Source organism: Pseudomonas kermanshahensis (genome assembly GCF_014269205.2).
In the GTDB taxonomy this organism is placed as follows: Bacteria; Pseudomonadota; Gammaproteobacteria; order Pseudomonadales; family Pseudomonadaceae; genus Aquipseudomonas; species Aquipseudomonas kermanshahensis.
Window position 1 is genome coordinate 216325 of record NZ_JABWRY020000002.1, and the last position, 19961, is coordinate 236285.

General features: G+C 62.7%; 18 protein-coding genes. 10 read left to right on the forward strand and 8 right to left on the reverse strand.

Features of this window, described 5'->3' with window-relative positions; genetic code table 11:
• Positions 1–5: 5 nt before the first annotated feature.
• A complete protein-coding gene (locus HU764_RS25435; RefSeq protein ID WP_186703062.1) occupies positions 6–452 on the reverse strand; it encodes a GNAT family N-acetyltransferase in 447 nt (148 codons plus the stop codon).
• Between the two features lie 11 nt (positions 453–463).
• A complete protein-coding gene (locus tag HU764_RS25440; RefSeq protein WP_186703063.1) occupies positions 464–1093 on the reverse strand; it encodes an FMN-binding negative transcriptional regulator in 630 nt (209 codons plus the stop codon).
• A gap of 89 nt (positions 1094–1182) precedes the next feature.
• Between HU764_RS25440 and pdxR the strand changes: the two genes are divergently transcribed.
• Complete coding sequence (gene pdxR / locus HU764_RS25445; protein ID WP_186703064.1) at positions 1183–2712, forward strand: MocR-like pyridoxine biosynthesis transcription factor PdxR; 1530 nt, start codon at positions 1183–1185, stop codon at positions 2710–2712.
• An 18-nt stretch (positions 2713–2730) separates the two neighbouring features.
• Here the strand turns inward: pdxR and HU764_RS25450 are convergent, their stop codons facing one another.
• The 4 genes from HU764_RS25450 to aspA all read right to left on the reverse strand — a co-directional run bounded on the left by HU764_RS25450 (position 2731) and on the right by aspA (position 7696).
• Positions 2731–3834 (reverse strand): polyamine ABC transporter substrate-binding protein, encoded by a 1104-nt coding sequence (locus HU764_RS25450; protein WP_186679361.1) that lies wholly within the window; start codon positions 3832–3834, stop codon positions 2731–2733.
• On the reverse strand, positions 3834–4877 hold the full coding sequence (locus tag HU764_RS25455; RefSeq protein ID WP_186679364.1) for a histone deacetylase family protein: 1044 nt from the start codon (positions 4875–4877) through the stop codon (positions 3834–3836). Before HU764_RS25455 ends, HU764_RS25450 begins: the two co-directional genes overlap by 1 nt.
• Positions 4878–5100: 223 nt before the next feature.
• Positions 5101–6093: an AraC family transcriptional regulator gene (locus HU764_RS25460; protein WP_027592117.1), complete on the reverse strand. Its 993-nt coding sequence runs from the start codon at positions 6091–6093 to the stop codon at positions 5101–5103.
• Between the two features lie 178 nt (positions 6094–6271).
• Positions 6272–7696 carry an aspartate ammonia-lyase gene (aspA, locus tag HU764_RS25465; protein ID WP_027592118.1) on the reverse strand — a complete coding sequence of 475 codons (1425 nt, stop codon included), beginning with the start codon at positions 7694–7696 and terminating at the stop codon, positions 6272–6274.
• A gap of 182 nt (positions 7697–7878) precedes the next feature.
• On the opposite strand from aspA, the gene HU764_RS25470 reads away from it, so the two are divergent.
• From HU764_RS25470 to HU764_RS25490, 5 genes are all read left to right on the forward strand, one after another.
• A complete protein-coding gene (locus HU764_RS25470; RefSeq protein ID WP_172960396.1) occupies positions 7879–8811 on the forward strand; it encodes a LysR substrate-binding domain-containing protein in 933 nt (310 codons plus the stop codon).
• Between the two features lie 171 nt (positions 8812–8982).
• Complete coding sequence (gene purE / locus HU764_RS25475; protein ID WP_016489856.1) at positions 8983–9474, forward strand: 5-(carboxyamino)imidazole ribonucleotide mutase; 492 nt, start codon at positions 8983–8985, stop codon at positions 9472–9474.
• A gap of 10 nt (positions 9475–9484) precedes the next feature.
• Positions 9485–10567 carry a 5-(carboxyamino)imidazole ribonucleotide synthase gene (locus HU764_RS25480; RefSeq protein WP_099455735.1) on the forward strand — a complete coding sequence of 361 codons (1083 nt, stop codon included), beginning with the start codon at positions 9485–9487 and terminating at the stop codon, positions 10565–10567.
• A gap of 108 nt (positions 10568–10675) precedes the next feature.
• On the forward strand, positions 10676–10921 hold the full coding sequence (locus HU764_RS25485; RefSeq protein ID WP_186679369.1) for a GlsB/YeaQ/YmgE family stress response membrane protein: 246 nt from the start codon (positions 10676–10678) through the stop codon (positions 10919–10921).
• Positions 10922–10969: 48 nt separating this feature from the next.
• On the forward strand, positions 10970–11503 hold the full coding sequence (locus HU764_RS25490; RefSeq protein WP_412765760.1) for a DUF3299 domain-containing protein: 534 nt from the start codon (positions 10970–10972) through the stop codon (positions 11501–11503).
• Between the two features lie 95 nt (positions 11504–11598).
• On the opposite strand, the gene HU764_RS25495 is transcribed toward HU764_RS25490, so the two are convergent.
• Both HU764_RS25495 and HU764_RS25500 read right to left on the reverse strand, forming a co-directional pair.
• A complete protein-coding gene (locus HU764_RS25495; protein WP_186703065.1) occupies positions 11599–12495 on the reverse strand; it encodes a D-hexose-6-phosphate mutarotase in 897 nt (298 codons plus the stop codon).
• Between the two features lie 72 nt (positions 12496–12567).
• On the reverse strand, positions 12568–12966 hold the full coding sequence (locus tag HU764_RS25500; RefSeq protein WP_003253317.1) for an acyl-CoA thioesterase: 399 nt from the start codon (positions 12964–12966) through the stop codon (positions 12568–12570).
• 356 nt (positions 12967–13322) lie between these two features.
• Here HU764_RS25500 and HU764_RS25505 point away from each other — a divergent pair, with 356 nt between their 5' ends.
• The 4 genes from HU764_RS25505 to pstA all read left to right on the forward strand — a co-directional run bounded on the left by HU764_RS25505 (position 13323) and on the right by pstA (position 19939).
• On the forward strand, positions 13323–14612 hold the full coding sequence (locus tag HU764_RS25505; protein ID WP_027592124.1) for an MFS transporter: 1290 nt from the start codon (positions 13323–13325) through the stop codon (positions 14610–14612).
• A gap of 212 nt (positions 14613–14824) precedes the next feature.
• Positions 14825–15823 (forward strand): phosphate ABC transporter substrate-binding protein PstS, encoded by a 999-nt coding sequence (locus HU764_RS25510; protein ID WP_027592125.1) that lies wholly within the window; start codon positions 14825–14827, stop codon positions 15821–15823.
• Positions 15824–15962: 139 nt separating this feature from the next.
• A complete protein-coding gene (locus HU764_RS25515; protein ID WP_085272157.1) occupies positions 15963–18251 on the forward strand; it encodes an ABC transporter permease subunit in 2289 nt (762 codons plus the stop codon).
• Positions 18252–18268: 17 nt separating this feature from the next.
• On the forward strand, positions 18269–19939 hold the full coding sequence (gene pstA / locus HU764_RS25520; protein ID WP_027592127.1) for a phosphate ABC transporter permease PstA: 1671 nt from the start codon (positions 18269–18271) through the stop codon (positions 19937–19939).
• Positions 19940–19961: the final 22 nt, after the last annotated feature.

Sequence of the window (19961 nt, forward strand, 5' to 3'; positions counted from 1 at the left end):
CGTGCCTACAGCCCTTTGCGGAATTGAATGAAGCCCGGCCGCTCGGCGACCTGTTGGTACAGGCTGATGGCGGTGGCGTTGGTCTCGTGGGTCAGCCAGTGCACCTTAGCGCAGCCGGCAGCCTTGGCAGTGGCATAGACATGCTCGATCAGTTGGCGGCCGATGCCCAGGCCGCGCTGCGTGTTATCCACATAAAGGTCCTGCAGGTAGCACGAATTTTCGATGCTCCAGTTGGAACGATGATAGATCCAGTTGACCATTCCTACGGCCTTGCCATCGACCCAGGCCAGGGCCGAGTGGGTGGGCTCGTTGGGGTCGAGCAGGCGCTGCCAGGTGTTGGCGCTGATCGCTTCGGCCAATTCGGTCTCATAGAAGCGCAAGTAAGCCTGCCACAGGGCAAGCCAGGCTGCATGGTCGTTGGCGCTGACGGGGCGCAGAGTGACGTTGGGCATGGGCTTTTCCTTCAGAGTTGGCGCATGTGCGCCGCCAGTTGGTTGTCAGGGTAGTCGGCACTGCCGCTCAGGCCTTCACGCACGCCTGCGATGTCCTCGGCCGAACGGTTTTGGCTGAGCTTGCGGGCGCCTTGCAGGCGGGCGATCGGCAGGCGTATGCCGACAATGGCGCGCAGCATGCCGTCGATGTAGTCGCTGGGGGCGTCGGAGACCTTCCAGGGTTCACTGCGGCCCTGCTCGTGACGGTCGGTCAGGCGGCTGACGATCTGCAGCAGGGGCGCGGCTTCGTGGATCACTTCAACCGGGCCGTAGGCGTGCACCGCCAGGTAGTTCCAGGTCGGTACCACCTTGGGGTTCTCGGCCTTGCTGGGGTAGTAGCTGGGGCTGACATAAGCGTCAGCGCCGGGGAACACCAGCAGCGCTTCAGTGCCTTGCGCCAGGTCTTTCCACTGAGCATTGGCCCGCGCCAAGTGCGCGTAGACCGTGCCGAACTCGCCTTGCTCGGGGTCAATCAACACCGGCAGGTGGGTGGCCAGCAGCCCGTGTTCGCCGTGGCTGATAAGCACGGCAAGGCGAGTATCGGCCATGTGCTGGTGCAGGCGATCGAGGTCGTGTTCCTGGTGGGGCTTGCTGTTGTACATGGTGGGTTCCTTGTCGAATGGCTCCATCCTAGGCAGGCTATTGGTTCTGTGTAAGATCCATTTATGACTGATTTGACAGGTCCAATACGGTGAACAAGCGCCCCCTCATCTTGCCCTTCGACCCCGCTGGCATCGTGCTGGACCGCCAGCGAGGGCTCAGCCAGCAGCTTTACCAGGCCTTGCGTGCACGGGTGCTGGATGGGCGCTTGAGCAGCGGTACGCGGTTACCGGCCAGCCGTGACCTGGCAGCCATCCTCGCGCTGTCGCGCAACAGTGTGGTGCGTGCCTATGACCAGTTGTATGCCGAAGGGTATATCGAGAGCCGGGTGGGGGACGGCACCTATGTGACCCAGCTCGATAAACTATCCACACAACTGTCCACAGGGTTATCCCTAGGTTTATCAACAGGGTTATCCACATTTTCCTCGGAAAAGACTGAGGATTTATCCAGCAGTGAGCGTACCAGCGAGCCTTTGGAGCGTCTGAAAAGTAACCATTTGCCGCCTCCCAGAAGTGGTGCGCCGCGCGCATTCCGGGTGGGCATTCCTGCCTTCGATCTGTTCCCGTTTGACGTCTGGGCCAAGCTGCAAGCGGGTTTCTGGCGTAACCCGGACCCTGCGCAGCTGGGCTACGGTGAACCGGCAGGTGAGCTGCAGCTGCGCGAGCTGATTGCCACCTATTTACGCCGTTCGCGGGGCTTATCGTGCACGGCTGAACAAATTGTGATCACCAGTGGTGCACAGCAGGCCATCAGCCTTTGTGCACAGTTGCTGTTGCAGCCTGGCGAGGGGGTGGCTGTGGAAAACCCGGGCTACCGGGCCGCCGGGCATACCTTCGCCGTGGCGGGTGGCAGGGTGATGGGCGTGCCAGTGGATGACGAGGGTATGGATTGCCAGCGGCTGATGCAGCTGGCGGACTGCCGCTTGGCCTATGTGACGCCAGCCCACCAGTACCCGACCGGGGTAACCATGAGCCTGGCACGGCGCCTGGCATTGCTGGCCTGGGCCGAGCGTAGCGATGGTTGGATCATCGAAGACGATTACGACGGCGAGTACCGCTACAGCGGTGCGCCATTGGCACCGCTCGCGGCATTGGACCGGCAGGGGCGGGTGCTGTACATCGGCACGTTCGGCAAGATTGCCTTCCCCGCGTTACGCCTGGGCTACCTGGTGCTGCCTGGGCGCCTGGTGCAGGCCTTCAGCCAGGGGCGGGCGTTGGCCATGCGGCATTCGGAGGTCAGTAGCCAGTGTGTGATGGCCGAGTTCATGGCCCAAGGGCATTTCCAGCGGCACATACGGCGTATGCGCCGGGCGGCGTTGAGCCGGCGTAACGTGCTCAAGGCGGGCTGGCCTGTGGATGTTCCAGGCTTGGGCGCCATGCCGGAAGTGGCGGCAGGACTACACGTGAAGGTGGATGTGGATAACTTTGCGCGGGAACAAGCCTTGGTCGCCAAGGCTGAAGCGGTTGGCGTTGAGGTGAATCCACTGAGTAGTTACTGGTTGGATGACAGCGAGGTGCCTGTGGATAAGCGGGCAGGGTTGGTGCTGGGGTTTGCGGCCGTGCCGGAAGGCGACATCGCCAATGCACTGATGCGATTGCGCAGTGCCTGGCGAATGTGAGCTGTGGCCTACATACATTTAGGTGCCGGACTTGATGCGCGTCCAGGCCCTGGTGCGCGCGCGCTCGGCATCGCGTGGCAACGGCTTGAGGGTGTACAGCTTGGCCATCGCTTCCGCCGTCGGGTAAAGGTTGGGGTTATTGCGAATCGCCGGGTTCACCTTCTCGGTGGCGTCCTTGTTCGGGTTCGGATAGCCGACAAAATCACTGATCGGCGCAATCACCTCCGGGCGCAGCAGGTAGTTGATGAAGGTGTGGGCGTCTTCGGCGTTGGCGGCGTTTTTCGGAATGGCCAGCATATCGAACCAGATCGGCGCACCTTCCTTGGGCAGGCGCATGTCGACCACCACGCCATTCTTCGCATCGCGGGCCCGGTTGGCGGCCTGCGAGAAGCTACCGCTGTAGCCCACCGCCACACAGATGTCGCCGTTGGCGATGTCGGCCATGTACTTGGAGGAATGGAAATACGTCACGTGCGGGCGAATCTTCAGCAGCAGCTCCTCGGCCTTCTTGTAGTCGGCCGGCTTGTCGCTGTTGGGCGGCAAGCCCAGGTATTGCAGGGCCAGTGGCAAGATCTCCGAGGGCGAATCGAGCAAGGCAACGCCGCACTGCTTGAGCTTGGCGATGTTCTCTTCCTTGAAGATCAGGTCCCAGCTGTCCACAGGCGCGTTCTCACCCAGCGCAGCCTTGACCTTGGCCGGGTTGAAGCCGATCAGCACGGTGCCGTACATGTAGGGCACGGCAAACGTGTTGCCGGGGTCGTTGGCCTCGATCAGCTTCATCAGTGCCGGGTCCAGGTGTTGCCAGTTCGGCAGCTTGCTGCGGTCCAGTGGCTGGAACACGCCAGCCTCGATCTGCTTGGCAAGGAACACGTTGGACGGCACCACCACGTCATACCCGGAGTTGCCGGTCAGCAGCTTGGCTTCCAGTGCCTCATTGGTGTCGAAAATGTCGTAGATCAGCTTTACGCCGCTGTCTTTCTGGAAGTCGACCAAGGTCTGCGGGGTGATGTAGTCGAACCAGTTGTAGACCCGCAGGGTGCGCTGTTCGGCCTGGGCCTGCAGGGCGCCGGTGAACAGGGTGGCAGCGATGATCGGGGCGAGCAGACGCTTGAGTCGGGCCATTATCGGGCTCCTGGCTGGGCGCGCTGGAAACCTTCCAGCACATTGACCGCATTGATGCCGATTTCTTCCACAGCGTAGCCGCCTTCCATCACGAACAGGGTCGGCTTGCCGAGCTGGGCGATGCGTTTGCCCATTTCCAGGTAGTCAGGGCTGTCCAGCTTGAACTGGGAGATTGGGTCGTCCTTGAAGGTGTCCACCCCGAGCGAGATCACCAGCACATCGGCGTCGTAGGCAGCGATGCGCTGGCACGCGTCTTCCAGCGCTGCGCTCCAGGCGGCCCAGTCACTGCCGGCCGGCAACGGGTAGTTGATGTTGCAGCCTTCACCTGCGCCTTCGCCCGTTTCGTCGGCATAGCCGAGGAAGAACGGGAATTCGTCCTGCGGGTCGCCGTGGATCGAGGCGAAGAACACATCGCTGCGGCTGTAGAAGATGTCTTGGGTGCCGTTGCCGTGGTGATAGTCGACGTCGAGGATGGCGACTTTGGCGCGGCCTTGGTCCAGGAAGGCCTGGGCAGCGATGGCAGCGTTGTTCAGGTAGCAGTAACCGCCCATGACTTCGCCGGCGGCATGGTGCCCCGGTGGGCGGCACAGGGCGAACGCCGCATGGGCGCCTTGCTGGATGGCGGCCTGGGCCGTGAGCGCGACCTGGGCGGCGCTGTAGGCGGCTTGCCAGGTACCGGCAGTAATCGGTGCACCGGCGTCGAAGCTGTAGTAGCCAAGCTCGCCATGCAGGCCGGTGGGTTTAACCTGGCGCAGGGTGCGGGCTGGCCAGGTGAAAGGCAGCAGGTCGCCTTCGTGGCCCAACGCGGCCCAGCGCGCCCAAGCGCCTTCAAAGAAGTCCAGGTAGTCGGCGCTGTGGACGCGCAGCAGCGGCGCGCGGCCGAAGTCGTCCGGCGCCTTCACGTCGCCCAGCTGGCGCTTGTTCACTTGATCGAGCACATGGTCGGCGCGCGAAGGCATTTCGAAGCAGGGCATCAGCTTGCCGTCGATCAGCTCGCAGCGGCCGTGGTGCAGGCGGTGGTCATCGGAATAGATCGTCAGCATTGTTGTTCTCCGGTTGGACTGGCGTGGGCCCATTTTCAGGGGCAGCCCGGTAGCGGAGAACGACGCAAACGGCCAAAAGGGGATCGATGTGGCCAAGGTCGCTGGCCGGGTTTAATGTGCCGGCCTTTTCGCGGGCAAGCCCGCTCCCACAGGTACACCACAATATCCCAGAGTTGTGGAGATCCTGTGGGAGCGGGCTTGCCCGCGAAGAGGCCCGCCCAGGTCAACCGCGAAAGTGGCTGGGCGCCACGCCACTCCAGCGCTGGAATGCATGGCGGAAGCTGGCCGTTTCGCTGAACCCTAAGGTTTCGGCAATCCGGTAGATCGGCATCTGCTCATCGGCCAACAACTGCTTGGCCCGCTCGAAACGCAGCTCATCGAGCAGCTGTTGATAACTGCTGCCCAGCGCCTGCAGGTGCCGGCGCAAGGTCCGCGATGAGCAGTTCATCTGCCGCGCCAAACCCTCAAGCCCCGGCGCTGCGTCCAGTTGCTGGGCCAGCAGCTGGCGTATCTTGCCCAGCCAGGCCTGACGCCCTGTGAATTCGAGGTTCAGGCGTCGGCAGCGCTCGCTCATGGCTTTGTGGGTAATGGGGTCGGCCAATGGTAGCGGGGTATCCAGCCAGCGCCGCTCGAAGGCAAACGCGTTGTCCTCGGCCTCGAAGCCGATTGGGCATTGGAAGGCACGGGTATAGAGGCTGTGGTAGCCCGGCCGGGCATGCTCGAAGCGGCTGCCAAGCAGTGGCAGGGGCCGGCCCAGCAAGTCGTCGCAAATCACTTTCAGCGAGACCAGGCAGAACTCTGCATTGAAAGCAGTCAGCGCCGGGCTGTCGCGGTAATCGCTGGCGCTGAGCCAGACACGCTGGCCGTCGTCGATCAGGCGCAGTTGGAAGACTGTTCCCAGCAGTGCCGGAAAGCGCAGCGCCAGGCGCAAGGCGTCACCCAAAGTGGCACTGGAGAGCAGGGCGTAACCGAGCATGCCATAGCACGACACGTGCATGCGCTGGCCCAGCTCCAGGCCGATGTCTTCGCGCCGGGCGACGGCATTGGCACACACCTGCAGCTCTTGCTGGGTGGTGATGCGCGCGTCTGCATGCCCCAGGTCCGCCGGGCCGATGCCACTGCCGGCGAGCAAGGCCGAAGCCTCGCAACCCTCTGCCTGAAAGACGTTGAGGATCAGCGAAACCGCGTTGAGGGTGGTCAGGTGGCTGTGCAGCATGCTCGGTATCCCGTTGGTTGGGATGCATTATGGAGCAAGTTGTGTGCCGCAAACCTGGGGCAGCGCAACCGCGCTAGATCATGCAGGCAAAAAAAAAGGCCCGATGCATGCGCTCGGGCCTTTGAAAGGTTGAGAGGTGTCTAGTCCCTCGACCTGGTGAGACAGTTGAAGCGGTCGGTTACGCCTTCAGCGGAACCAGACGCGGTGCAATCATGTTTTCTGGGCGCAGGATGTCGTTGAGCATCTCTTCGTCCAGCAGCTTCTCTTCGCGTACCAGTTCCAGCACACCGCGGCCTGTTTCCAGAGCAACACGGGCGATACGGGTGGCGTTTTCGTAGCCGATGTAAGGGTTCAGGGCTGTGACCAGGCCGATCGAGTGCTCGACCAGTTCACGGCAGCGCTGTTCGTTGGCAGTGATGCCGACGATGCAGTGCTCGCGCAGCATGTCCATGGCGCGCTGGAGCAGGCGGATCGAGTCGAAGATCTTGTAGGCGATCAGCGGCTCCATCACGTTCAGCTGCAGCTGGCCACCTTCGGCGGCGACGGTCAGGGCCAGGTCGTTGCCCATGATGGCGAAGGCCACCTGGTTGACGGCTTCCGGGATAACCGGGTTGACCTTGCCTGGCATGATCGAGCTGCCTGGCTGACGCGCTGGCAGGTTGATCTCGTTGATGCCGGTACGCGGGCCGCTGGACAGCAGGCGCAGGTCGTTGCAGATCTTCGACAGCTTGACCGCGGTACGCTTGAGCATGCCGGAGAACAGCACGAAGGCGCCCATGTCGGAGGTGGCTTCGATCAGGTCGGCAGCCGGGACCAGCGGCTGGCCGCTGATGGTTGCCAGGCGCTGTACGGCGAGCATCTGGTAGCCCGGGTCGGCGTTGATGCCGGTACCGATGGCAGTACCACCCAGGTTGATTTCGGTCAGCAGCTCCGGCGCCAGCGAACGCAGACGGTTGAGGTCTTCGGTCATGGTGGTGGCGAAGGCGCGGAATTCCTGGCCCAGGGTCATCGGCACGGCGTCCTGCAGCTGGGTACGGCCCATCTTCAGTACGTGGTCGAACTCTTTACCTTTGGCGGCGAAGGCCTGGATCAGGCTGTCGAGGCTGGCGAGCAGGGCGTCATGACCCAGCAGCAGACCCAGGCGGATCGCAGTTGGGTAGGCGTCGTTGGTCGACTGCGCCATGTTCACGTCGTTGTTCGGGTGCAGGTACTGGTACTCACCCTTCTGGTGGCCCATGGCCTCCAGCGCGATGTTGGCGATGACTTCGTTGGCGTTCATGTTGGTAGAAGTACCAGCACCGCCTTGAATCATGTCCACCACGAACTGCTCGTGGTAGTCGCCTTTGATCAGCCGGCCGCAGGCGGCGCTGATGGCGGCGTGCTTGGCATCGCTCAGGTGCCCCAGCTCTCGGTTGGCGTCAGCAGCAGCCTGCTTGACCATCGCCAGGCCCACTACCAGTTTCGGGTAGTGCGACAGCGGAACACCGGAGAGGTGGAAGTTGTTGGCAGCGCGCAGGGTCTGGATGCCGTAGTAGGCATCAGCAGGAACTTCAAGGGTACCCAGCAGATCTTTTTCGACGCGGAACGATGCAGCGGCAGACATGATGTATATCATCTCGAATTTGACCCGGCACATGCCGGAATGGCGCTAATCCTAGGCCCGAAGAGGATTTTGCGGCCAATGCTGTTGCACGCTAACCTATGCACAAACGGCATAGTGTTTCATGTGACGCCAATTGACATTCGAGCGTGTTCCATTTTGGTGCATGCCGGGAGATGTGCTTCGTGAACCTGGAAAGCAAATGGCTGGAAGACTTCAGCGCCCTGGCTGCCACGCGCAGTTTTTCGCAAGCGGCAGAGCGGCGTTTCGTCACTCAACCGGCCTTCAGTCGACGTATTCGCAGCCTCGAAGCAGCCTTGGGCCTGCAGCTGGTGAATCGTTCCCGCACCCCGATTGAACTGACCGAGGCCGGGCAGCTGTTTCTGGTCACTGCGCGCACCGTTGTCGACCAGTTGAGCGAAATTCTGCGCCATTTGCACCACCTCGAAGGTGGCCAGGGCGAGGTTATCCAAGTGGCGGCGGCGCACTCCCTGGCGTCGGGGTTTTTCCCACGTTGGGTGGCCCAGTTGCGCAACGACGGGTTGAACATTGCCACCCGTCTGGTGGCGACCAACGTGGGTGATGCGGTGCATGCCCTGCGCGAAGGCGGTTGCGACCTGATGCTGGCCTTCTATGACCCCGATGCCGCGCTGCAGATGGATGCCGAGATCTTCCCGTCGCTGCACATGGGCACCACCGAAATGTTGCCGGTGTGTGCCGTGGATGCCGACGGCCAGCCCTTGTTCGATCTGGAAGGCGAGGGCAGCGTGCCACTTTTGGCCTACACCGCCGGTGCCTTCCTCGGCCGTTCGGTGAACCTGTTGCTGCGCCAGCGCAACCTGCGCTACACCACTGTTTATGAAACCGCCATGGCCGACAGCCTCAAGAGCATGGCGCTGGAGGGCATGGGCATTGCCTGGGTGCCACGCCTGTCGATGCGCGGCGAGCTGGAGCGGGGTGAGCTGGCCATCTGCGGTGGCAGCCAATGGCACGTGCCCCTGGAAATCCGCCTGTACCGCTGCGCCCTGGTGCGTAAGGCCAACGTGCGCTTGTTGTGGCGCAAGCTGGAAGGGGCGGCGGCGGTTGACCCAAAAGTCAGCCAAAGCCCCGAAAAATAAGGCCGACAGTTGGTCGCCGGGGGTGCCAGCATCGCCCAGGGTTACGGTATACTGCGCGGCCTTTAGACCGGATAGCTCCGGTCCTGATCAGCAAACAAGCCACGCCGGTCGTCCCGCGTGGCTTGTTGTTTTTTGACGCGCCCAAGGGCGCACAAGCGAAGAGGCTCGACGATGAGTGCACTGGTTGGCGTGATCATGGGCTCCAAGTCCGATTGGTCCACCCTTAGCCACACCGCCGATATGCTGGAAAAACTCGGCATTCCCTACGAAGTGAAGGTGGTTTCCGCCCACCGCACCCCGGATCTGCTGTTCCAGTATGCCGAAGAGGCCGAAGGCCGTGGCATCGAGGTGATCATCGCCGGTGCCGGTGGCGCAGCCCACCTGCCAGGCATGTGCGCCGCCAAGACCCACCTGCCGGTGCTGGGCGTGCCGGTGCAGTCGTCGATGCTGTCGGGTGTCGATTCGCTGCTGTCGATCGTGCAGATGCCGGCGGGCGTTCCGGTCGCGACCCTGGCCATCGGCCGGGCGGGCGCGATCAACGCTGCATTGCTGTCGGCGAGCATCCTGGGCGCCAAGTACCCGCAGTACCACGCGGCGCTCAAGCAGTTCCGCACGGAACAGACCGACACCGTGCTGGACAATCCAGACCCGCGCCAGGCTTGAGGCTGACCCCATGAAGATCGGTGTAATCGGTGGCGGCCAGCTCGGCCGCATGCTGGCCCTGGCGGGTACTCCGCTGGGCATGAACTTCGCGTTCCTCGACCCGGCTGCAGATGCCTGCGCCGCCCCTCTGGGCGAGCACCTGCGCGCCGACTACGGTGACCAGGACCATCTGCGCCAGCTGGCCGACGAAGTCGACCTGGTGACCTTCGAGTTCGAAAGCGTCCCGGCCGAAACCGTGGCCTTCCTCTCGCAGTTCGTCCCGGTCTACCCAAGCGCCGAAGCGCTGCGTATTGCCCGCGACCGCCTGTTCGAGAAGAGCATGTTCCGCGACCTGGGTATTCCGACCCCGGCCTTTGCCGACATCCTCTCCCAGGCAGACCTGGACGCCGCGGTCGCCAGCATCGGCCTGCCAGCCGTGCTCAAGACCCGCACCCTGGGCTACGACGGCAAGGGCCAGAAGGTCCTGCGCAGTGCTGAAGACGTGGTCGACACCTTCGCCGAGCTGGGCAGCGTGCCGTGCCTGCTGGAAGGCTTCGTGCCGTTCACCGGCGAAGTCTCGCTGGTGGCCGTCCGTGCCCGCGATGGCGAAACCCGCTTCTATCCGTTGGTGCACAACACCCACGAGAGCGGCATCCTGCGTCTGTCGGTGGCCAGCGAAGCGCACCCGCTGCAAGGCCTGGCCGAAGACTACGTCGGCCGTGTGCTGAAGCAGCTGGACTATGTCGGCGTGATGGCGTTCGAGTTCTTCGAAGTCGACGGTGGCCTCAAGGCCAACGAAATCGCCCCGCGTGTGCACAACTCCGGGCACTGGACCATCGAAGGCGCCGAGTGCAGCCAGTTCGAGAACCACCTGCGCGCTGTCGCCGGCCTGCCGCTGGGCTCGACCGCCAAGGTCGGTGAAAGCGCCATGCTCAACTTCATCGGTGAAGTACCTGCGGTGGATAAAGTGGTCGCTATCGAAGACTGCCACCTGCACCACTATGGCAAGGCCTTCAAGGTCGGGCGCAAGGTTGGCCATGCCACCCTGCGTTGCCAGGACATGGCCACCCTCAAGCGCAAGATTGCCGAAGTAGAGGCGCTGATCAGCAACTGATCGGGCTGTAAATCGAACTTCTGCAAGCGGCTTGCCCTCTGAACATGGCAACAGGCCAAAGCCCGTCTAGGCTTTGGCTTGTTCCATCTTCACTGCAGAGGGATTGCCATGGGCATCATTGGAACCATCTTCATCGGCCTCATCGTTGGCCTGCTGGCCCGCTTCATCAAGCCGGGCGACGACAGCATGGGCTGGATCATGACCATCCTGCTGGGTATTGCCGGCTCCTTGATCGCCACCTACGGCGGTCAGGCACTGGGCATTTATCAGGCTGGGCAGGCCGCAGGGTTCTTCGGCGCGCTGGTCGGTGCCGTCGTCCTTCTGGTGATCTACGGATTAATCAAGAAACGCTGAATACCGTTTAGAATGCTCGGCAATTCATCCGAGTTGCCGAGCATTTTCATGCGTGCCTTATTTCTCATCCCCTTGCTTCTGGCCAGCACCCTGGCCCGTGCCGAGCTGCCCGAAACCGACTGGCTGGAGCTGATGCCCAAGTCGGACCAGAAGGCCCTTGAGCAGATGCCCGAAATCGACCACAACTCGCCGGAGGCCATGGGCACCTTCACCGACAAGGGCGGCCTCAAGCAGAGCAAAGGGTTGCCGGCGGTGATGTATTCGACCAAGACCGTGCCCGCCATGAACGGCAAGCAGATTCGCTTGGGCGGTTACCCGGTACCGCTGGAGAGCGATGCCAAGGGCAACAGCACACTATTTTTCCTGGTGCCATACCCGGGCGCCTGCATCCACGTGCCGCCACCGCCACCGAACCAGTTGGTGCTGGTGCGCTACCCGAAGGGGCTGAAAATCGACGACATCTACACGCCGCTGTGGGTTAGCGGGGCGTTGAAGGTGGAGAAGGTCAGCAACGACCTGGCGGATGCGGCCTATGCGCTGGATGCGCAGAAGGTGAGGGTGGTGGAGGACGCCGACCTCTGAGTGGGGCTGTGCTGGCCTCTTCGCGGGGCAAGCCCGCTCCCATCCTGTGGGAGCGGGCTTGCCCCGCGAAGAGGCCGGTAAAATCAACGCAAGGCTCAGATCGCTTCACTGCCGATACTGACGCTCAGCGAGCAACTCGTCCCAGGCCTCAGCGTCACCACGTCATCCCACACATTCGCTGTCTCGATGCACAGCATCCGCTGCCAGCCATCTTCCGCCATGTCCGGCAGCTCCCGCGCCCGCTCGGTCCAAGGGTTCCAAATCACCGCCGAGCGCGAGCCACTGCTGGTCAGGGTAATCCGCCGCGCCCAGTGCGGGTCGACAATGCTCAGGGTTTGCGGGGTATCCAGGTAGATCCGGTCAGTCTCCCCGGCAAATGCCAGCGCACCTTGCTGCTGGCGCTGCTCCCAGTCGGCCAAGGTCTCGATGTAGCTCAACCCGTCCACACCCTCGACCCGCGCCTGGCGCACGTCGCTGACGGCAAAGTAGCTGTGCAGGGCCTGGCTGATGGTAACGGGGGTATTGCCCATGTTGCGGCTGGTCAGGTTCAGCTTCAACGCCTCATCCAGCTCCACCACCAGCTTCAGCTCGACGTCTTGAGGCCAGCCGGGCAGGTCGCCCCGCGCTTCAGGCAGTGCGAATTCGATACGCAGGCCGTTGCCCGCTTTCTCAATACCCAGCAGCTGCCAGTCTCGCGAGCGCGCCAGCCCGTGGGCAGGCGCCTGCTCGTCGTGGTACATGGCCTGAACAGCCTGGGGGTTGCGCTGCAGGTTGCCAAACCACGGCCAGCACACCGGTACCCCGGCGCGCACGGATTTGCCCTGGCGGAAAATGGCCTGGTCGCTCAGCCACAGCAGCGGCGGTTCGCCCACACGCTGGTAGCTGAGGATCTGCGCGCCCTGCTGGGCGATCAGTAGTTCGGCATGCTCGCTGGTGATGCGCCAGCAATTGAGTTCGCCGTGTTGCTCGGTGTCGACCTTGAAAGTAGCCATTGCACTCGTCTCATTGATTGCCCTGTGGGCCTTGGACCCGGGCACGTGCAATGAGTTTACCGCCGGCGTGGCTCAGCGACGAGGCACAGAGCGGGTGCGGCCACTGCCGTCGATGGCGACGAAGACGAATACCGCTTCGGTCACCTTACGCCATTCACTGGACAGCGGGTCGTCGCTCCACACTTCGACCATCATCTGGATCGAGCTGCGGCCGATTTCCAGGGTCTGGGTATAGAACGACAGCTGGGCACCCACGGCGACCGGCACCAGGAAGGCCATGCGATCGATGGCCACCGTGGCCACACGGCCACCCGCGACACGGCTGGCCATGGCAGTGCCGGCCAAATCCATCTGGGCGACCAGCCAGCCGCCAAAGATGTCACCAAAGCCGTTGGTCTCACGAGGGAGTGCGGTGATTTGCAAGGCCAGGTCGCCTTGCGGGATTGGATCTTCTTGTTCGAGCTCAATCATGCGATGGGGCCTCTGACCCGTGACGCTTTCGTTGGTGTGGCGCAAAGGCCGGGTAAACGATTCAGCTGGAAACATACTACGCCGATTTCGTTTCACTGGGCGGCCGTAGGGAAACTCTGCGAAACCGCCTGACATGCAGACCGGCGTTTTCGCACAACATCCCACGCTAGGAGCAACCTTTTCCTACGAACTGCCAGTATATAGAGCATAACGGCCAGCGACGACCGCGCATTCATGAATATCTGTATGGTTTTTGTATCGCTTTCGGCGCGCCTCGGCAATTTGCTATCTTCGCTCGTCTACCAATCCAGAAGTCGCGCGCCAAGCGACCTGCATGACCTACAAGAGAAAGATCGATGACCTCCGTGCCGAGCAGTATCGAGCAGCCTTCACGGCCGCTGACCCGCAGCGACTACAAGACCCTTTCACTGTCCGCCCTGGGCGGTGCACTGGAGTTCTACGACTTCATCATCTTCGTGTTCTTCGCTACGGTGGTCGGCAAGCTGTTCTTCCCTGCCGACATGCCGGAATGGCTGCGCTTGATGCAGACTTTCGGCATCTTTGCCGCCGGCTACCTGGCGCGGCCGCTGGGCGGCATCGTCATGGCGCACTTCGGTGACCTGCTCGGGCGCAAGAAGATGTTCACCCTGAGCATCTTCATGATGGCGCTGCCCACCCTGATCATGGGCCTGCTGCCGACCTACGCGCAGATTGGCCTGTGGGCACCTGTTTTGCTGCTGCTGATGCGCGTCATTCAGGGCGCGGCGATTGGTGGCGAAGTGCCTGGCGCCTGGGTGTTCGTCTCTGAGCACGTACCAGCGCGCAATACCGGCTACGCCTGCGGCACGCTGACCGCCGGCCTGACCTCGGGCATTTTGCTCGGCTCGCTGGTCGCGACCCTGATCAACAGCATTTATACCCCAGGTGAAGTTGCCGATTACGCCTGGCGTATACCGTTCTTGCTGGGGGGTGTGTTCGGCCTGTTCTCGGTGTACCTGCGCCGCTGGCTGCACGAAACCCCAGTGTTCGCCGAGATGCAGCAGCGCAAGGCCCTGGCCGAAGAGCTGCCGCTGCGTGCCGTGCTGCGTGATCACCGTGGCGCGATCATTTTGTCGATGCTGCTGACCTGGCTGCTGTCGGCTGGCATCGTGGTGGTGATCCTGATGACCCCGGCGCTGCTGCAGAGCTTCTACCAAATCAGCCCGACCGACTCGCTCAAGGCCAACAGCCTGGCCATTGTGCTGCTCAGCCTCGGCTGCATCGGTGCCGGTAGCCTGGCCGACCGCATCGGCGCTGGGCGTGTGTTCATCGTCGGCAGCCTGCTGTTGCTGGCCAGCTCCTGGACCTTCTACCACAGCCTGCCGACCCGCCCCGACCTGCTGTTCCCGTTGTATGCGCTGACCGGCCTGTGCGTCGGTATCGTCGGCGCCGTGCCCTATGTGATGGTCAAGGCCTTCCCACCGGTGGTGCGTTTCAGCGGCTTGTCGTTCTCTTACAACGTCGCCTACGCCATCTTCGGCGGGCTGACGCCGATGGTGGTGACCGCGCTGTTGAAGGTCAGCCCAATGGCGCCGGCCTATTATGTGGCGGGGCTGTGTGCTGTCGGGCTGGCCGTAGGCGTTTATCTGTTCGCCAATAAGCGCTGATCGGCTTGCATCAATTGCCTCCCTCATTGGGGTAGGCGAAGAGCCTGAGCGGTTACCCCGCGCCTCTGCAACATCTTGAAAAGGCCATCCCCGGCACCGGGTGATGGCCTTTCATCCAATTGTCACATTGAAGTCATATCGTATTCATGCGGCCTGCAGATACTTGGGCCCGATCCATCCAACACCCCCAATATTCCTGCTAGGAGCAAGGCATGAAACTGAAGCGTTTGATGGCGGCCCTTACCTTCGCCGCCGCTGGCGTTGCAACCGCCAATGCGGTAGCCGCTGTCGACCCAGCAATCCCGACCTACACCAAGACCACCGGTGTTTCGGGCAACCTCTCCAGCGTCGGTTCGGACACCCTCGCCAACCTGATGACCCTGTGGGCTGAGGCCTACAAGAAGGAATATCCGAACGTAAACATCCAGATCCAGGCCGCCGGCTCCTCCACCGCGCCACCCGCGCTGACCGAAGGCACCGCCAACCTGGGCCCGATGAGCCGCAAGATGAAGGACGTCGAACTGCAGGCCTTCGAGCAGAAGTACGGCTACAAGCCGACCGCCATCCCGGTCGCCGTTGACGCCCTGGCTGTATTCGTCCACAAGGACAACCCGATCAAGGGGCTGACCATGGCTCAGGTCGATGCGATCTTCTCGTCCACCCGCCTGTGCGGCGCCAAGGCCGATGTCAAAACCTGGGGCGACCTGGGCGTGACCGGCGACCTGGCCAACAAGCCAGTGCAGCTGTTCGGCCGTAACTCGGTATCGGGCACCTACGGCTACTTCAAGGAAGAAGCCCTGTGCAAAGGCGACTTCAAGCCTAACGTCAACGAACAGCCTGGCTCGGCTTCGGTCGTGCAGTCGATCAGCTCCTCGCTGAACGGCATTGGCTACTCGGGCATCGGCTACAAGACCGCTAGCGTCAAGACCGTAGCCCTGGCCAAGAAAGAAGGCGGCGAGTTCATCGAAGACAACGAAGAAAACGCCCTGAACGGCAAGTACCCGCTGTCCCGCTTCCTGTACGTCTACGTCAACAAGGCCCCGAACAAGCCTCTGGCCCCGCTGGACGCCGAGTTCATCAAGCTGGTGCTGTCGCAAGCTGGCCAGCAGGTCGTGGTGAAGGATGGCTACATCCCGCTGCCGGCCAAAGTGGTCGACAAGACCCTGGCTGACCTGGGCCTGTCCCACGCTGGTAACGTCGCAAAGAAGTAAGTAACTGAGGAATCGGCCGGTGCCTAAGCCCGGCCGCTTCCACGAATTCTCAGTCCGAAGCCAGAACCCCTGAGCGTCGGGCTTTCTTGCGTCACTGCATTGTCATGTTTTTGTCATACGGGACCGCTAGGGTGTGCGCATGAATGATCTGGCCAACTCCACCATGACCCAAAATTCCCAACCCGTGCGGATTGACTTCAATACGCCCGAGTTGCAACGTAAGCGCCGCATGCGTGCGCTCAAGGACCGCCTGACTCGCTGGTATGTACTGGTGGGCGGGCTTGCCGTATTGGCGGCAATTACCCTGATTTTCTTCTACCTGGCCTACGTGGTGCTGCCGCTGTTCCAGGGCGCTGAGCTGACCAGCAAGAAGGCCCTGGAGCCGACCTGGCTGCAACAGGATGTCGGCAAGCCGCTGATGATCGCGCTTGAAGAGCAGAACCTGGTGGGCATGCGGGTTTCCGACAAGGGGCAGGCACTGTTCTTCGACACCAAGACCGGTGCCGAGCTGCAGCGCGTCGACCTGCCGCTGCCGGCCGGTACCCAGGTGAGCTCCATCAGCACCGATCAGCCGGGTAGCCCGCTGGTTGTGCTGGGTCTGTCCAATGGTCAGGCGCTGGTGTTCCACCACACCTACAAGATCACCTACCCGGACAATAAGAAGACCATCACCCCAGGCATCGACTACCCCTACGGCAAGGACGCGTTCGTGCTTGACGACCAGGGCCGCCCTCTGGAGCACGTGAGCGTCAACGTCAACGGCGAAACCCTGCTGCTGGCAGGTTCCACCGGTTCGCACCTGCAGGTCACCCAACTGACCCGCGAAGAGAACATGATGACCGGCGAGGTCACCAGCGAGCAGAACCGTATCGACCTCCCGCAGATGACCGAGCCGGTCAAGGCCATTTACGTCGACCCGCGCCAGCAATGGCTGTACGTGGTCAACGGCCGTGCCACCGCCGACGTCTTCAGCCTGCGTGACAAGAGCCTCAACGGCCGCTACAAGCTGCTGGAAGATGGCAATGCCGAGATCACGGCCAGTGGCCAGTTGGTGGGCGGTATCTCGCTGATCTTCGGTGACTCCAAAGGTGGCTTGAACCAGTGGTTCATGGCCCGCGATCCCGATGGCGAGTCGCGCTTCAAGTTGATCCGCAGCTTCCAGATGGGCAACGCGCCGATCGTCCAGATCGATGCCGAAGAGCGCCGCAAGGGCTTCATCGCCCTGGACGCCGAAGGCAAGCTTGGTGTATTCCACAGCACCGCGCACCGCACCCTGCTGGTCGAGCCGGCTGCAGAAGGCGCGGGTATCCTGGCCCTGTCGCCGCGTGCCAACCGCATCATCATCGAGGAAGGCGGCAAGCTGCTGCCGCTGAGCCTGAAGAACCCGCACCCGGAAGTCTCCTTCAGCGCGCTGTGGGGCAAGGTCTGGTACGAGAACTATGACGAGCCCAAGTACGTCTGGCAGTCGACTGCGTCGAACACCGACTTCGAGCCCAAGCTGAGCCTGTCGCCGCTGACCTTCGGTACCCTGAAGGCTGCGTTCTACGCGATGATCCTGGCCGCCCCGCTGGCCATTGCCGCCGCCATCTACACCGCCTACTTCATGGCCCCTGGCATGCGCCGCAAGGTCAAGCCGGTGATCGAGCTGATGGAAGCGATGCCGACGGTGATCCTCGGCTTCTTCGCCGGCCTGTTCCTCGCGCCGTACCTCGAAGGCCACTTGCCGGGTGTGTTCAGCCTGTTCGTACTGATGCCGTTCGGCATCCTGCTGGCCGGTTTCGTCTGGAGCCGCCTGCCGGAGTCGATCCGCCTGCGCGTGCCGGATGGCTGGGAAGCGGCGATCCTGATCCCCGTGATCCTGTTCACCGGCTGGTTCGCCCTGACCATGAGCCCTTACCTGGAGACCTGGTTCTTCGGCGGCGACATGCGCCTGTGGATCACCAACGACCTGGGCATCACCTACGACCAGCGCAACGCCCTGGTAGTCGGCATCGCCATGGGCTTCGCGGTTATCCCGAACATCTACTCGATTGCCGAAGACGCCGTGTTCAGCGTGCCGCGCAGCCTGACCCTGGGCTCCCTGGCCCTGGGTGCGACGCCGTGGCAGACCCTGACCCGCGTGGTCATCCTCACCGCCAGCCCGGGTATCTTCTCGGCGCTGATGATCGGCATGGGCCGTGCGGTGGGCGAGACCATGATCGTGCTCATGGCCACCGGCAACACCCCGGTGATGGAGATGAACCTGTTCGAAGGCATGCGCACCCTGGCCGCCAACGTGGCGGTAGAAATGCCGGAGTCGGAAGTCGGTGGCAGCCACTATCGCGTGCTGTTCCTGGCGGCCCTCGTGCTGCTGATGTTCACCTTCATCATGAACACCTTGGCCGAGCTGATTCGCCAGCGTCTGCGCAAGAAATACTCGTCGCTTTGATAGAAAGGTAGAGATCCGTGAAAAAGGATTCCCTCAAAGGCTGGTTCAAGAGCGGCGCCCCAGGCGTCTGGATCAGCGGTGGCGCGGTTGCCATGGCGGTGATCATGACCATCGGCCTGCTGTCGGTCATCGCCGTGCGAGGCCTGGGCCACTTCTGGCCGGCCGACCTGGTCCAGGCCACCTACAAGGTGCCTGGCCAGGCTGATCACATCGTCGTCGGCGAAGTGGTGCAAAAAGAAGAAGTGCCCCGTGCACGCCTGAAGGGTGCCGGCTTGCCGGTACCTGAGCAGGGCCCGGAATTCATGACCCGTGAGCTGATCAAGGTCGGTAACCGCGACCTCAACGGCAGCGACTTCACTTGGGTGGTGGGCGACTGGCTGGTCGATGAGCAACGCCCGGTCGACCTGATGGCGCTGGAACGCCGCGAGTGGGGCAACTTCTACGGCTACCTGGTCAGCGTCAAGGAAGAAGGCCGCGTGGTCGCCGAAGGCCCTGCTGCCTGGAACGAACTGCAGGCCCGCCTCAAGCGCGCCAACCAGCTCAATGGCGAATTGCAGCAACTCGAGAAAAAAGACATCGGCGCCATCAACCATGGCCTCGAACGCCTGCGTTTGCATAGCCGCAAGCTGGAGTTGGAGGGCAAGCTCGACGCCGCTGCCCAGGCCGACATGGACGCCGAGCGTGCCGAGCTGAACAGCCGCTACAAGGCCATCGAAGACCGCCTCAGCGGCCTGCACCAGGCCTTCTCCCGTGACAGCTTGGTGGCACGTGATGCCAACGGCCGCGAAGTGGAGATCAACCTGAGCAAGGTGGTGCACGCTATCCAGCCGAACGGCATGTCCGGGCTGACCAAGATGGGCACTTACTTCGCCAAGGTCTGGGAGTTCCTCAGCGACGACCCGCGTGAAGCCAACACCGAGGGCGGCATCTTCCCGGCCATCTTCGGTACCGTGATGATGACCCTGATCATGGCCGTGATCGTGACCCCGTTCGGCGTGCTGGCTGCAGTCTACCTGCGCGAATACGCCAAGCAGGGCCCGGTGACGCGCCTGATCCGCATCGCGGTGAACAACCTGGCGGGTGTACCGGCGATCGTCTACGGCGTGTTCGGCCTGGGCTTCTTCGTCTATGTACTGGGTGGCTCGATCGACCGGCTGTTCTTCCCCGAGTCGCTGCCGGCACCCACCCTGGGTACCCCGGGCCTGCTGTGGGCCTCGCTGACCCTGGCGCTGCTGGCGGTACCGGTGGTGATCGTGGCCACCGAAGAAGGCCTGGCGCGGATTCCACGCACCGTGCGCGAGGGCTCGCTGGCCCTGGGCGCGACCAAGGCCGAGACCCTGTGGAAAATCGTCCTGCCGATGGCCAGCCCGGCCATGATGACCGGCATGATCCTCGCCGTGGCCCGCGCCGCCGGTGAAGTGGCGCCGCTGATGCTGGTGGGTGTGGTGAAGCTGGCGCCGTCGTTGCCACTGGATGGCAACTACCCGTACCTGCACCTGGACCAGAAGATCATGCACCTGGGCTTCCACATCTATGACGTCGGCTTCCAGAGCCCTAACGTCGAGGCCGCACGGCCGCTGGTGTACGCCACCGCGCTGCTGCTGGTGCTGGTGATCGCCACCCTCAACCTCTCGGCGGTGTGGATCCGTAACCACCTGCGCGAGAAGTACAAGGCGCTGGACCACTGATCCTGATTACAAGCGTGCCGCC

Coding starts and splice junctions, on each gene's coding strand:
- HU764_RS25435 (WP_186703062.1), bottom strand. CDS start 452: ATGCCCAACGTCACTCTGCGCCCCGTCAGCGCCAACGACCATGCAGCC.
- HU764_RS25440 (WP_186703063.1), bottom strand. CDS start 1,093: ATGTACAACAGCAAGCCCCACCAGGAACACGACCTCGATCGCCTGCAC.
- HU764_RS25450 (WP_186679361.1), bottom strand. CDS start 3,834: ATGGCCCGACTCAAGCGTCTGCTCGCCCCGATCATCGCTGCCACCCTG.
- HU764_RS25455 (WP_186679364.1), bottom strand. CDS start 4,877: ATGCTGACGATCTATTCCGATGACCACCGCCTGCACCACGGCCGCTGC.
- HU764_RS25460 (WP_027592117.1), bottom strand. CDS start 6,093: ATGCTGCACAGCCACCTGACCACCCTCAACGCGGTTTCGCTGATCCTC.
- aspA (WP_027592118.1), bottom strand. CDS start 7,696: ATGTCTGCCGCTGCATCGTTCCGCGTCGAAAAAGATCTGCTGGGTACC.
- purE (WP_016489856.1), top strand. CDS start 8,983: ATGAGTGCACTGGTTGGCGTGATCATGGGCTCCAAGTCCGATTGGTCC.
- HU764_RS25480 (WP_099455735.1), top strand. CDS start 9,485: ATGAAGATCGGTGTAATCGGTGGCGGCCAGCTCGGCCGCATGCTGGCC.
- HU764_RS25485 (WP_186679369.1), top strand. CDS start 10,676: ATGGGCATCATTGGAACCATCTTCATCGGCCTCATCGTTGGCCTGCTG.
- HU764_RS25490 (WP_412765760.1), top strand. CDS start 10,970: ATGCGTGCCTTATTTCTCATCCCCTTGCTTCTGGCCAGCACCCTGGCC.
- HU764_RS25495 (WP_186703065.1), bottom strand. CDS start 12,495: ATGGCTACTTTCAAGGTCGACACCGAGCAACACGGCGAACTCAATTGC.
- HU764_RS25500 (WP_003253317.1), bottom strand. CDS start 12,966: ATGATTGAGCTCGAACAAGAAGATCCAATCCCGCAAGGCGACCTGGCC.
- HU764_RS25505 (WP_027592124.1), top strand. CDS start 13,323: ATGACCTCCGTGCCGAGCAGTATCGAGCAGCCTTCACGGCCGCTGACC.
- HU764_RS25510 (WP_027592125.1), top strand. CDS start 14,825: ATGAAACTGAAGCGTTTGATGGCGGCCCTTACCTTCGCCGCCGCTGGC.
- HU764_RS25515 (WP_085272157.1), top strand. CDS start 15,963: ATGAATGATCTGGCCAACTCCACCATGACCCAAAATTCCCAACCCGTG.